The sequence below is a fragment of the Agarivorans sp. QJM3NY_30 genome (assembly GCF_050870855.2).
Taxonomy (GTDB): Bacteria; Pseudomonadota; Gammaproteobacteria; order Enterobacterales; family Celerinatantimonadaceae; genus Agarivorans.
Map to the genome: position 1 here is coordinate 2,386,568 of NZ_CP194038.2, position 13,995 is coordinate 2,400,562.

Genomic DNA, 13,995 nt, shown 5'->3' on the forward strand with positions numbered 1-13,995 from the left:
GGTGCGGTTTTTGAAGCTTAAGCCCCTCGATTCCATCGATGATATCTCTCCAATAGACTGAGTAATTTTTGCGGTGCATGATTTCGTTTCCATTCACCGGCGACATATTTATTGGCTTCCATGAGCGTTGGATAAGCATGAATAGTTGACAGTATTTTGTTCAAGCCTAGCTTATGTTTCATAGCGAGGGTAAATTCGGCTAATAGTTCACCTGCATGTTCAGCGACAATGGTTGCACCTAAGATTTTATCTTTGCCGGGAACCGTAAGTACCTTAATAAAACCTTGAGTTTCACCGTCTGCAATTGCGCGGTCTAATTCTTTTAGCTGAAATAGACTAATTTCATAAGCAATTTGTTGCTGTTTTGCTTGCTGTTCGTTGAGTCCAACACGGGCTACTTCAGGATAGCTATAGGTTGCGGCAGGGATCACCGAGTAATCTGCGGCAAAGGTTTTAAAGCGGCCAAACAGTGCATTTACTGCTGCATACCATGCTTGATGAGCTGCAAAATGGGTAAATTGATAGGGACCTGCGACATCTCCCACGGCATAGATGTTCGGATAATTAGTCTGTAGTTTGCGGTTGACTGCTATGGTGCCCTGTGGCGCGAGCAATAAGTCTAGCGCTTCAAGGCCAAAGCCTCGGGTATTCGCGGTTCTGCCTAGGGCTAAAATAACTTTATCAAATACCAGTTGTTGTTGCTGTCCATCTTTTTCTAAGATGACGCTTTGTTCGCCGTTATGTTGGATAAATTGGGTCGCTTTCCACCCCAAGTACAAGTGGATACCTTCTTTGGTAAATTGTTGTTCGATGATAACACTGACTTCAGGATCTTCACGAAGCAATAAATGCTCGCCCATTTCAACTTGACTTACCTGTGAACCGAGCCGAGCAAAACTTTGGCTGAGCTCGCAGCCAATTGGACCTCCGCCCAAGATTAATAAGCGCTGCGGCAATTCAGTTAACTTCCATAAGGTATCAGAGCTGAGATAGTCGATGTTTTCTAAGCCTGCAATTGCAGGAATCAGTGGGCGGGCCCCCGTCGCTATCACAAGGTTTTTTGTGGTGAGCCGCTGCCCATTTATTTCAACCTCCCATGGGCTAACAATGCGAGCTTCTCCCTGTAAACACTCAACGCCCAAATTCGTGTAACGTTCGATGGAATCATGCGGTTCGACTTGTTTTATGACTCTGTGGACTCGCTGCATGACTTCTGCAAAATTTGCCTTGGCGGTTACTTGTTGATAGCCAAAGTGCTGCGCCTGTTGCGCTTGGTATGCAAACTTGGCGCTACGGATTAACGCTTTGGAGGGGACGCAACCGGTATTTAAGCAGTCGCCTCCCATTTTATGTTTTTCTATTAGAGTCACTTTCGCTTTAACTGCTGCTGCAATATAAGAACTCACTAAACCACCAGCACCAGCACCAATCACGATGAGGTTATTGTCAAATTGCTTGGGTTTGGCAAAGCGAGCGTATAGTCGTTGCTGTTTATAACGCTTGATCAAAGCTTGGCTGATATAGGGCAGTAAACCAAGCAGGCTAAACGCCAATATTAGAGAAGGGGATAATATCCCAGCTAAGCCATCTAATTTAGCCAGTTCAGTGCCAGCATTTACATAGACAAGAGTTGCCGGAAACATGCCGACTTGGCTCGCCCAGTAAAAAGTACGCAAGGGCAAGGTCGTGAGTGCCATCACTAAGTTGATTAAAAAAAATGGGAAAATAGGAATCAAACGTAAACTAAGTAAATAAAAGGCTCCTTCCTTTTCAATGCCTTGATTGATTCCTTTTAATTTGTGGGTATAACGGCGTTCTAAACTGGTTCTTAATAGATAGCGGGCCACGATAAAAGCAAGGCTTGCTCCGATGGTGCTGGCAAATGACACGAGGATCACTCCATTTACCACGCCAAATAAGGCGCCGGCTAATAGCGTTAATAACGCCGCGCCGGGAACCGAAAAGGCAGTCACTAAAACATAAAGCAGAAAATAGCCAAGCAAAGACCAGGTGTAGTGTTGCTCAACGATGGTTTGTAATTCTGCTTGTTGCTGCTTAATCGTGGAAAAGCTCAACCATTGCCCTAGGTCAAACCAGCTTGCTGTTGCTATTATCAAGGCGAGGATGACAACTACAACCCATTTATTTTTATTCATATTTTGCTCTATGGTAAGTGCTTATCCCTAATAGACCCTTAACTGAATGATATTCTTTCACTCGGATATTTGGCTGAGATAATCAATAATAAAATCTAGAACCTGTGATGCTTGGTTTAAATCAAGTACTGGTAAAGGTGCATGAAGGGCCTCATTGCAGCTTAGGGCAATAATATTGGGGTCGTTAGGGTAGAGTAGCGCTTTACCGAGTGCCGGACGATGAACTTCAATTTTATCGATGTTACTTTCCCGATAGCCTTCCACCAAAACCAAATCACATTGTTGCCATTGTACCCATTGTAGTTGTTGTTCTAGCTGCTCGCTCTGATGCTGCTGACTAAAGTGATAACGTTGCTGAGGACAAGCTAGAATTACTTCGTTGGCACCACTGTTAAATAAACGATGACTGTCTTTACCGGGTCTATCCAAAAGGATTTCATGGTGACTGTGTTTTATCACGGAGACTCGCAAATCTCGTTGCTTTAACAAAGGTAATACCTGGCAGAGTAAACTGGTTTTTCCACTGCCACTATAACCCGCCAAGCCTAACACTGGTTTGGGCCATTTTTGTCTCATTGAACCTGTCCTGAAAGGGTTTCGATCTAGCTTAGCGAGGCGGAGGATACTTTTCGAGTTTAATTTCTGTCGGAATTTACCATTCACTTTCGATAAGTAGTTTTAAACTGCTTAAAAAACATTAAACTGAGCGCTGCATAAAACTTAATAAGGAATGTTGGCTTGCTTGGTCGTTTATTGCCGATAATTGTTGTGATGATTGCCTTTTCGGTAAAAGCGCTAGACTTTGACTATCAAGGACTCGATGGTTCACTGAAAGACAATGTGAAGGTTTACCTTGAGGCGCAAACTTTCCCCGAGAATAGTAGTGATCGACGCATCATCAGCGCCAGTACTGAACAAACTAAAAATGCTTTACGTGCTTTAGGTTATTACCAAAGTAAAATTTTGGTAAGCCGAACCGATGAGGAGCGATTTTTGGTGGCGGTAGAGGTGGGAAAACCGTTGCTGGTCAATCAATTGAACATTGATTTAACTGGTGCTGCAACGCGTGATAGTCGTTTTAAAAAAGTAATTGTAAACAGTGGATTGGTAAAGGGGCAGTCGTTTTCTCATGTTGCTTACGATAACTTGAAAGCAGAGTTAAATCGTCTGGCTTCTCGTTATGGCTATTTTGATGCGGCTTATAGCCAGGCTGAGATTAAAATTAGTATCAAGCAGAATACTGCCGATATTTTTCTGAGTTACGACTCTGGTCCGCGTTACCATTTTGGCGATATTATTTTTTCCAATCCTGATTTACCTCAGCAAATGTTTGCCAATCTTGCTGATTTTAAGCAAGAGGATAAATATGATGCAAAAAAGGTGGGCCAATTTAATCAGCGTTTAGGGGAAACTGACTATTTTCAGCTGATTTCGGTGCGACCGGATCTGGATAATCGTCATGATCAACAGATTGATCTGTTGGTTGACTTGGGCTTGAAGCCCAGAGACACCATTGAAGTGGGAGGCGGGATCACCACCGACATAGGACCTCGAGTTCGTTTGAAATGGAATCGACCTTGGGTCAATGACAAGGGGCATAGTCTTAGCTTTGAGCTGGAAGCGGCCCAACCGAAGCAGAGTGCATTGTTTGTTTACCGTATTCCTATGAACAATCCGGTGGATGATTATCTCGATATCCAAGCGGGATATCTGCTTGAAAAAACCAATGATACCGAGAGTGACAAGATTGTGATTTCTACCACCCGCCAATGGAGTTGGGATAATGGTTGGACTCCGTCGGTTTTTGTAAAATGGCAGCATGAAGAATATGTGCAGGCCAATCAGCAATCGGTTAGTAATTTGGTATTACCTGGGGTTAATTGGGCTAGGCTGCGCACTCGAGGCGGTCTTGACCCTTATTGGGGAGATAATCTACAAGCCAGTATTGAAGTTGGACACCCTTACTGGGGTTCTGACGTCGAGTTGCTGCGGTATACCTCGTTAGCCAAGTGGTTACGCGCATATCAAAAGCATCGCTTGTTATTGCGTGTGGATTTAGGTGGGGTGTTAGTCGACAACCTTAGTGATGTTCCAGCCTCGATGCGCTTTTTTGCCGGTGGAGACCAAAGTATCCGTGGTTATGATTACAAAACCATTTCGCCTACAAATAACCAAGGCCAGTTGATTGGGGGAAAATACCTAGTCACTGGTAGTGCTGAATACAATTACCAATTTGCCAAGAATTGGCGAGTCGCCACTTTTGTTGACGCAGGTACCGCAACGAATGACTTTTCTGAGCCAACATCTGTTGGGGTTGGCATGGGGATCCGCTGGATCACTTTAATCGGTCCTTTACGTGTCGATATCGCTAAGGGTTTGCAAAATGAATCCGATCCCTGGAGATTGCATTTCTCTATAGGTCCCGATTTATGATCTTTAAATGTATTAAGTTTGTGGTCATCGCCGTGAGTGCGGTGCTTTTTAGTTTGATTATTGCGCTATCATTTAGTCCAAGTACCGAGTGGTTGTTAGTGCAAGTGTCGAAGGCCGTCGATGGTTTAACGATCCTTCAGCCTCAGGGCAATTTCTATCAAGGTATTCAAGCTCGGCAAGTGGTTTGGCAGCAACCAGGTTTGACTGTACAGTTAAACCAGCTCAAGCTTGGCTTTGATTGGGTGTGCATTAGTCAAACCCAGCTCTGTATCGATCACTTGGATACAAGCCGTATTAGGCTTGATCTTGATTCCGAGGTGATGGCGGCTAGCGTGTCGACCACTGAGCCTGCACCAAGCACTTCGCCAATATGGACGCCGCCAGTTCCTTTTGTTTTACAGCGATTGAATGCAGGGGATGCCTTACTCAATCTAGACGGGGTCGCGCTTAGCTGGCATCAGTTGGATTTGCGGGCAAACTGGCAGCACCAGACGATCGAGCTTGAGCAATTATTGCTAGAGCAATGGGCAGTCGTTCTGCCAGAATCTCAGCTTAATACTACTTCAACTCAGCCAAATAGCTCGCCGCTCCCCGATACATTGACAATATCATTACCCGATATTAGCCTGCCTTATCAGGTGAATGTGAAGCAACTTCGTTTTAGTCAGGGGCGGGTCAATGACGGTCAGAATGACTACCTGTTTCCTGAGTTGACACTCGCCGCGACAGTCGGTTTTTCATCGGTAGATATTCAGGCGCTGCACTTACTTAGCCCTTGGGGCGAGTTAGACCTGAGTGGTCGTCAGGGTTTTCAAGCGAGTTTTGCTTCACAATTAATCGGCTCTTGGAAGATGCAAGTAGAGCAGCAGCCACTTGACATCGAATTTTCGTTACACGGCGACGGTACTGATTTAGTCAGCGATATTCACAGTCGTGGTTGGTTGGCCGCAGAGCTACAGTTACAGAGCGCTTGGCTTAAGCCAAATATTCCTTTCCAATTAGACGCCAAGTTGCAACAGAAATTTCCATTATTGTCCGAGCAACTTTCACTGGCCAGTTTCAAGCTTCATGCCGAAGGCGGACTCAAGCAGTATCATTTACAATGGCAAAGTGAGCTTTCGGGTTTACAGGACTTGTGGCTAAACGGGAAAGTGACAGGAAATTTAAGCCAAATAGAACAGTTTTCAATGCTTGGTGAATTGTTGGATGCGCCGCCGGAAAATTCGTCAACAGTGGCGCCAGAATCGACAGCGAAGCCTAAATCTCTGGGCGGGTTTCAGTTACAAGGTTCGGCATCCTGGCAAGCTCAGTTGCAAGCCAAGGTTTCGCTCAATATAGAGCAATTAGCGCTTCATCATTGGTTGGCCCTAAGTGAAGAGTTTGCATTACCTAAAATAGATGGCAAGCTCAACGCGCAGCTCAGTGAGCAACAATGGCAAGTCTCTCAAGCCGATTTTACTGGCCTTTGGTTTGAGCTACCCTTAAGCACATCATTAACGGCTGAGGGAAACCTGAAGGGGCAAACTAACCAAGGCCATTTAGACTTGCGTTTGGGTCACAGTCAATTACTTGCCGACGTAAATCTTGTCGGTGATAAACTACGCTTGAACAGTACTCTAGATACCCCCCAGTTGGCAGAACTGCCTTGGTTGAGTGGGGGGCGCGCAGGCTTAAATTTAAAACTGAAAGGGCCGCTTCATCAGCCTTTCATCGATTGGGCCTTGCAAGCCGATGATATTGAAACTAAGCAGCTTGGTCTCGATTCACTCAGTAGTAAAGGTCAGTTGAATTTAGACTCGGGTTTGACGGGAAAATTTGGTTTGAATTTGTCCCGATTGACGTTAGCAGAGCAGGTAATTGACAATGCCAGTATCAACTATAGTAGTGACAAAAGTCATCAGCAGTTAGCCCTTAAGCTTGAGCAAGTTGCTCGTAAATTAAGTATGTTATTGCAGGGTCAAGGAGATTTGCAGCAATGGAATGGGCAAGTCAGTGATGCTGATATAGAAGCGGAGCTGGGGACTTGGTCTTTGTCTCAGCCGATTGATTTAACCTTGGTTGAGGGAATAGCCACCGTTGGTGCTCATTGCTGGAGTAAGCGACCGAGCCAGTTGTGTTTGAACGCGCCCTTAAGCAGTGATGGGAATAGTACACTCGATTTAAGTATTGAACAGTTCGATTTTGCCAGCCTTAAATTGTTTATGCCGGAAGGACTAGCATTAGAAGGCCGCGCCTCCTTGCACCTCGATTCTAGCTTGAATCGATGGCGACCCAAAAAAGGGAAACTTAAGCTCAAATTTTCACCGGGTCGCATGCTAAGGCATCATGAAAACGAAAACTTAAGTTTGGCGTATCAACAACTGGATCTGAGCGCGGATCTCGAAAACCAGCGCTTACGTTGGCAAGCACGCTTGTCATCGGAGCAATTAGGAACGATTCGCTCTCAGGGGAATGCCGATTTGCTACGTGATGGTGAGCTTGCAGCCGAGCTTCGCTTAGAAGATCTGCAGCTATCTCCCTTGTTACCTTTTGTTGAAGCGTTGAATCATTTGTCAGGCCAGGTGAATGGAACTGTGAGCGTCGCGGGCAAACTTAAATCACCGAAGTTGCAGGGAGAAATTAAGCTTGTCGAAGGAGTAGTCAGTGGCCCCGATATTCCTTTAACGATAGAGCAGCTGCAAAGTCGTCTGATCTTTAATAATCAAACGGCAAGTTTAAATGGCAGTTTTCGTAGCGATGGCCGAGATGCAACTTGGCAAGGTCGATTTACATGGCCAAATGACAAATTACTCGGTGACATCGACTTTACCGCCGATAAACTGTTAGTCAATGTTGATCCTTATGCAAACCTTGTTGTTTCGCCAAATATAACGGTGGCTATTAGCGATAGTTTGATAGCTGTTGGTGGCACGGTTAGGGTGGATGAAGGCGAAATAAAAGTGAAGTCTTTACCTGAGTCAGCGGTAACTGAGTCAAATGATGCGATGGTGATGGAAGAGCAGAGTGGGACTCCGACCACCAAGCATACCTCTTTGGATGTGACGGTTACCTTGTCCGATAGTTTGAGTTTACAAGCTCTTGGATTAGATACTCGCTTGCAGGGGCAGTTAAATTTGAAACAACAGCCCACAGAGCCTTTGATTGCAAATGGACGGATTGAACTCGTTGACGGTAAGTTTATGGCTTATGGTCAAAACCTTATCATAGAGAAGGGTTGGTTAATGTTCACCGGACCTTTAGATCAACCTTACTTAGATTTTCAAGCTATCCGAAATCCCGCCACAATTTCAGACGATGTTACGGTGGGCGTCAAGGTTGTCGGTTTGGCCGATGCGCCTCAAGTCAACTTATACTCTGATCCTGCGATGTCGCAGAATGAAATGTTGTCATATTTGTTACGTGGACGTGCGTTAGGCGATAACGAACAAGATAGTAATGCTCTCTCTGCAATGTTGTTGAGCGCTGGGGTTAATCGTGCTGGTGGTTTGGTTGGCAATGTTGGGAATACTCTGGGGGTTAAAGATTTGTCCTTAGCGACAGCAGGCTCTGGTAGTGCTACTCAGGTTGAGGTAAGCGCTTATATATTACCCGGAGTGCAGGTGCGTTATGGGATGGGAGTATTTGATCCGGTGAATGAATTGACCGTGAAGTATGAGCTATTACCGAAGTTGTTTATTGAAGCCTTCTCTGGCCTAAATAGTGCCTTGGACATCTATTATGAGTTTCATTTGGAGTAAAAAACAAAATGGATCCAAGCCAATATAAGTAGATATTGGCTTGGGTTAAAGAGCCGTCTAGTAGAGTAGGCTAAAGTACTTACGTCTAAATTGAGAGGCCAGAGGATCACCATTTAAGGTCGCCAAAATATCTAAAAAGTTCTTTTTGATCTGACCATCGAGACTTTCTAGGTTTTTTTGTAATATGCTAAACAATAATTCTAAGGCCTCTTGGTTACGCCCTGCTTGTGAATATTGAATGGCTAAGTTTAAGCGGATCTGTTCATTATCTTCAGGGCTGTTTATTTTCGCTTCCAAGGCCTTTATTTCCGGGCTGTCGGCAGCTGCTTGCAATAATTCCAATTGGCTTTTTAAAGCGTGATAATCGGCTTGTTGCTCTTCTAAAGGCAAACCATTTAATAGTCGTTCGGCTTCTTCTGTCTGCTGATTATTTAACAAGGCTTGGATCAATACTAAGATGATGTCGTTGCGTTGCGGAGCAAGTTGATGCGCTTGACGAATCTGCATTAAAGCTTCGACGGGTTGTTCTTCTGCTAACAGAGCCTTTGCCTTATTGAACAGTTGTTCTTCAGGGGGAGGCAGATAACGACCAATGGTTTCACTAATCACTTCAGGGGCGGGGATCTCAGCGAAACCGTCCACTGGGCGTCCTTCTTTTAAAATAACCACGGCGGGTGCTTGAGTCACTCCCAGCTGTTGAGCCAATTGGGCTAATTCATCCATGTTCAAGCGCGCCAAAATAAAGCTAGCGTCGCTTTGTTGGTGAATATTTTGTAATAATTGGAATAGTGCTTCACATTGAGGACTAGCGGGTGACCAAAAATGAACCACCACGGCTTGATTGAATGACCCTTCTATTAATACTTGTTGGGCGTTTTCGAAACTAATATCGATAACAGATGTACTCGGCTGCATAGTGTTTCCTAAAAATTATTTAAGCTTAATTTGGTGATTAATCGCTAGTTTTTCAAGTCAAAGACCAAGATTAGCAAATTAGCGATAATAATGCGGAAATTTAACAGGTAAACTAAGCATCTGTTCAATTTACTCTAACAGGACGTGATGGAATCTTTGTCGTTAGGCGATCTTACAATTTTATTGGTCGAACCATCTAATATGCAGCGCAATATCATACGCACTCGTTTTCACGAAGCGGGCATTGATAACTTTTTAATGGCTGAAAACTGCCAACAAGCGGTGAACTTGGCAATTCAGAGTGCCCCCGACTTAGTCGTAAGCTCGATGTACTTTATGGATGGCACCGCGACGGATTTAGTGCAACAGTTACGCGCTAACGACTTAAGCCGTGATATCGCCTTTATGTTGATTTCGAGTGAAGCCTGCCACCATACCCTAGATGCGATTAAACAGGCAGGGGTGATAGCAATTTTACCGAAGCCTTTTGAATTTACTCATTTGTTAGCCGCATTACAGGCGACGATTAGTTACATAGAACCGGATGCTTCTTATCTGGCTAATATTGATTATTCAAGCAAACGAATTTTGGTGGTCGACGATAGCCAAACCGCGCGGCGGCACATTTCTAAAGTGCTGGAAAACATCGGTATTCGTCAGGTGCTGGTGGCTGAGCACGGACAACAAGCCTTAGCTTTGCTTGAACAGCATCCAGTTGATTTAGTGATTACTGATTACAATATGCCGGTGATGGATGGGGCGGCTCTAATTGAGTCTTTGCGACAGCATCCAAGGTTTTGTGATATTCCTGCCTTGATGGTGACATCGGAAAATAATGGCGCGAAGCTTGATGGAGTTCGTCAAAGTGGTGTCTCAGCTTTAGTCGATAAGCCTTTTGATATTGATGTTGTCAAACAAGTCTTAGCGAGCTTGTTTGACCATCAATAAGTGATTCCGCCATTATTCGAAGATCTGATCACCCATTTGATCGATGAAAGTTTTACATTTATGCACCGCCAGTTCTGCTGCATCTTCAGCGCTGGCGCAGGTATCGGAGCGGATAAAATGATGTTGTTTTACTTCATCAGCAATGGTTTTGCTAATCATTGCTGAGACACGATACTGACCATTGGCTGACTGTGGGCAGGCGGCGATAATAAAACCTTTATATTCTTGCTCAGGGTAGCTTTTGGCTGGTGTGGGTGTAGATTCAAATAATTTCTTAAATGCCGAAAAAATACTCATCTTAGTGAATTTCCTAAAATTAAACTAAAAATATTAGTGCGACGGCGCGTTTAGCCCTCACCCTAAGGTATGATGCATGATAACGAGCATCTCATCTTAAGCGCAATGGAATTACCGTGATATTAGAGTTTATTTCATCCCAGTTTAGTCAATTTAGCGGTCTATCGACCATCTGCCTATTGTTGTTAGTGATTTTGCTTTATATACAAAGGCAGCTTTCTCGACGTTCGATGAAGGAACAATTCGCTGGATTGAAATTACAGCTTGAGCAAACGAGTGCTCAATTAGTTACCACGGGCCAAGCTTTGGAAGACGCGACTATAAGTCTTCATCAGCAACAGTTAAAGAATGCAGCTTGTGAAAATGAACTCCATCATTTACGCGAGTTGTCAGAGCAATTTCAAGCTAACCAACAATTGTTACAACGCGAGCAGCAACGCTGTGCGCTGTTGCAACAAAAAGACCTTAACTTACAAGATCGGATCCGTTACCTAGAACAGAGCGAAGCTCGAGTGAGTGCTCAGTTTGAGCTGTTAGCTAACAAAATTTTCTCGGAAAAAGGTCAAGAATTACAACAACAAAGTAAGCAAAGTATCGAAGCGGTATTGCAACCTTTAAAACAACAGTTAGACGGTTTTAAACAACAAGTTCAAAGCAGTTATGAGAATGAAGCCAAACAGCGACATTCACTAAAAGATCAAATCGTCACTTTGCAACAACTCAATCAGCGAATGAGTGATGATGCGGTAAAACTAACTAAAGCACTTAAAGGCGATAATAAACAGCAAGGGGATTGGGGAGAATTGATCCTCGAGCAAATTTTGCAATCTTCTGGTTTGCGAGAAGGTTATGAGTACCACACTCAAGTGATGGGGGTAAACCAACACGGCCAGAAAATAAAACCCGATGTTGTGGTTAAATTGCCGAATGACAAAGCGGTGATCGTCGACTCAAAAGTCAACCTTGTGGACTATGAGCGCTATTTTAATAGTGAAGACAAAGAGCAGCAGCGTAGTGCTTTAAAGGCACATGTTAAAAGCCTACGTCAGCAAATTATTGGTTTAAGTAAAAAAGATTACCAAACCTTATATCAGCTGAACTCTTTAGATTACGTATTACTATTTGTGCCGATTGAAGGTGCCTACCTTAGCGCGCTGGAGCATGATCCCCAGTTAATTAAGTTTGCGATTGAAGCCAATATTTTGCTAGTGAGCCCTAGTAGTTTGATGGTTGCCTTGCGAACCATTCAGAATTTATGGCGCAGTGAACATCAACAACAGAATGCACAAATCATTGCGCAACGCGCTGGTAAGTTATTTGATAAGTTTGTCGCTTTTACTGAAGATTTAACGACACATGGCCAACAAATACAGCGAGCTTCTGATAGCTATCACAGTGCGATGAATAAACTTAGCTCAGGCAAAGGCAACTTGATTAGGCAGGCTCAACAATTGAAAGACTTACAAATTAGTTCAAGCAAATCGCTAGCGGATAATTTTTTGGAAAACAATAAATTGTCAGATGAAGGGGCGTGAGGGTAGCACTGCCAAGTATTCGTATTGGCAGTGCTTTGAATGTTACTCTACATCGCTGGTCGGTGTTCTATAGAGCTGAATATTTGTGAAGATTGGGCGGCACATTCAATCGTTAATTGATTGTGATTGAGTGTTAATTGTACTCCAGATAATCGTTCAAGGTAGCAGCGTGATTCCAGTACGAAATGTTCTAACGAGATGGTGAGTTCTTGGGCTGGCCCGCGATTGACGACCACAATACTGTGTTGACCAGGTATCCAACGTAGATAGACCCAGATGTCAGCTTGTTCTGCAAGACTTATCAGATCCCCCTGTTGTAGTTCTATACGCTCTTTACGCAATGCGATTAAGCTTTGGTAATGCTTGAACAGCTTGTGATCCCATTGATCTTGATCCCAAGGGAAGCAGCGACGACAGTCTGGATCGTTGCCACCAGTGACTCCCACCTCGTCCCCATAATAGATAGACGGTACACCGATATAAGTGAGTAAAAGCGTTACGGCGATCTGCTTCAGTTGACGATTTTCTTTGACTAGATGTAAAAATCTTGGGGTATCGTGACTGTCTAATAAATTATATTGGGCGAGTTGATTAGCAAATGGGATTGAGGCTCGGGCCTCGGCAAGCCAGGTTGCTAAATCGACTCCGCTTAGGTGAATTGGTGCATGTCTTGGTACGTCGGTGTCGGTGAGAAAGGCAACCACAGGATGGCAAAATCCATAATAATTCATCGCGCCGTCTTGTTGTTCGCCTTGTAACCATTGGCTAGCTTCTGAAAAATGCTCTCCGATCATATAGGCTTGTGGGTTGGTTTGTTTAATCGCATTTCTAAATTGGCGGATGTGATGCGCGTTATTTAGGGCGCTGTTGTGTTCACCGAGCATGTGTGCCACATCAAAGCGCCAACCATCAATTTGATAGGGCGGTTTGAGCCAATGTTTAAGCATGGCGTCTTTTCCAGAATAGATCGCTTGCTGAACTTCTGGCTCAGCAAAATTCAGCTTAGGCAGACTGGTAATCCCCTTCCAAGACCAGTAGTGGCCGTCGTTATCAAAATGATACCAATTACGATAGGGAGAGGAAGGATGATTATAAGCGCCGTTTTTGCCTTGTTGATAGAAGTCGATCCAAGGGTGTTGATTCGAGGTATGATTTACAACAGCATCGAGCATTAACTTCATATGTCGTGTTTTTAAGGCTGCGCTTAATGATATTAGCGCCTTGTTTCCGCCAAAGTGAGGTTCAACTTGCCAGTAATCAACGCAGTCATATTTATGGTTGCTGGGGGAAGCAAATATTGGATTCAGGTAGAGGGCGGTGACTCCCAGTTGTTGAAGATAATCGAGTTGTTGTTCGATGCCTATTAAATCGCCACCGTAAAATTCGGTAGCGCCGGTTCCTGAGTGAGTTTTTGCTACTGGCTCTCCCCATTGTTTTTGCACCACAGGCCGACCATCTTGGTGATATTGATAGGTATCGGCGGACGGGGTTATGTCGGGTTTGCCATTGGCGAACCTTTCAGGAAATATCTGATAAAAAACCTGTTGTTTGACCCATTCAGGAGGCTGAGCATCAGAATGAATTTTAAAGTGATAATGTTTTTGAGGAAGGCGCACCGACTCACCTGCCGCATGCAGATAGACTTGTCGATCGCTATACACAAATTTAAAGCAGTAGAGAGTATGGGGAGCATGAACACTCATCGGAATTTTAACTTGCCATTTTAGCCAAGAGCCACTGGTTGAGCAGGGCTGCATGTCCATGAATAGTTCCTCATGGTCTGGCTCAATTCGAATCAGGAGTTGTTCATATTGCTCTGCTGGATCAGTATACAAGGTAATGAGGTAATGCTCGGCTTGTCGAACGACTTGGCTTTGCGGATGAAATCTAAAACTTGTCATATCTATACCTCGCTGGTTTGCAATCTTGCTTCGTTCGATTCGTTGTCAAACAACAGATTGAGCTTAACACTGT

9 protein-coding genes are annotated in these 13,995 nt (G+C 44.2%); 4 read left to right on the plus strand and 5 right to left on the minus strand.

All coding sequences use genetic code 11. The annotated features are described in order from the left end of the window. Nucleotides 1–17 precede the first annotated feature (17 nt). Both ACRRSX_RS10945 and mobB read right to left on the minus strand, forming a co-directional pair. Complete coding sequence (locus ACRRSX_RS10945; RefSeq protein WP_432453180.1) at nucleotides 18–2,156, minus strand: FAD-dependent oxidoreductase; 2,139 nt, start codon at nucleotides 2,154–2,156, stop codon at nucleotides 18–20. Between the two features lie 57 nt (nucleotides 2,157–2,213). Then, on the minus strand, nucleotides 2,214–2,732 hold the full coding sequence (gene mobB, locus ACRRSX_RS10950; RefSeq protein ID WP_432453179.1) for a molybdopterin-guanine dinucleotide biosynthesis protein B: 519 nt from the start codon (nucleotides 2,730–2,732) through the stop codon (nucleotides 2,214–2,216). Nucleotides 2,733–2,894: 162 nt separating this feature from the next. Here mobB and tamA point away from each other — a divergent pair, with 162 nt between their 5' ends. After that, a complete protein-coding gene (gene tamA / locus ACRRSX_RS10955) occupies nucleotides 2,895–4,589 on the plus strand; it encodes an autotransporter assembly complex protein TamA (protein ID WP_432453178.1) in 1,695 nt (564 codons plus the stop codon). Beyond that, nucleotides 4,586–8,326, plus strand: a complete 3,741-nt coding sequence (gene tamB / locus ACRRSX_RS10960; protein WP_432453177.1) for an autotransporter assembly complex protein TamB — start codon at nucleotides 4,586–4,588, stop codon at nucleotides 8,324–8,326. Before tamA ends, tamB begins: the two co-directional genes overlap by 4 nt. A 57-nt stretch (nucleotides 8,327–8,383) precedes the next feature. Here tamB and ACRRSX_RS10965 read toward each other — a convergent pair whose 3' ends face one another. Next, nucleotides 8,384–9,241 carry a tetratricopeptide repeat protein gene (locus ACRRSX_RS10965; protein WP_432453176.1) on the minus strand — a complete coding sequence of 286 codons (858 nt, stop codon included), beginning with the start codon at nucleotides 9,239–9,241 and terminating at the stop codon, nucleotides 8,384–8,386. Nucleotides 9,242–9,388: 147 nt separating this feature from the next. Between ACRRSX_RS10965 and ACRRSX_RS10970 the strand changes: the two genes are divergently transcribed. Further along, on the plus strand, nucleotides 9,389–10,189 hold the full coding sequence (locus ACRRSX_RS10970) for a response regulator (RefSeq protein ID WP_432453175.1): 801 nt from the start codon (nucleotides 9,389–9,391) through the stop codon (nucleotides 10,187–10,189). A 12-nt stretch (nucleotides 10,190–10,201) separates the two neighbouring features. On the opposite strand, the gene ACRRSX_RS10975 is transcribed toward ACRRSX_RS10970, so the two are convergent. Next, complete coding sequence (locus ACRRSX_RS10975; RefSeq protein WP_432453174.1) at nucleotides 10,202–10,486, minus strand: HlyU family transcriptional regulator; 285 nt, start codon at nucleotides 10,484–10,486, stop codon at nucleotides 10,202–10,204. Between the two features lie 116 nt (nucleotides 10,487–10,602). Between ACRRSX_RS10975 and rmuC the strand changes: the two genes are divergently transcribed. Next, nucleotides 10,603–12,021 carry a DNA recombination protein RmuC gene (gene rmuC / locus ACRRSX_RS10980; protein ID WP_432453173.1) on the plus strand — a complete coding sequence of 473 codons (1,419 nt, stop codon included), beginning with the start codon at nucleotides 10,603–10,605 and terminating at the stop codon, nucleotides 12,019–12,021. A gap of 47 nt (nucleotides 12,022–12,068) precedes the next feature. Here the strand turns inward: rmuC and malZ are convergent, their stop codons facing one another. Then, nucleotides 12,069–13,922: a maltodextrin glucosidase gene (malZ, locus tag ACRRSX_RS10985; RefSeq protein WP_432453172.1), complete on the minus strand. Its 1,854-nt coding sequence runs from the start codon at nucleotides 13,920–13,922 to the stop codon at nucleotides 12,069–12,071. Between the last annotated feature and the right edge of the window lie 73 nt (nucleotides 13,923–13,995).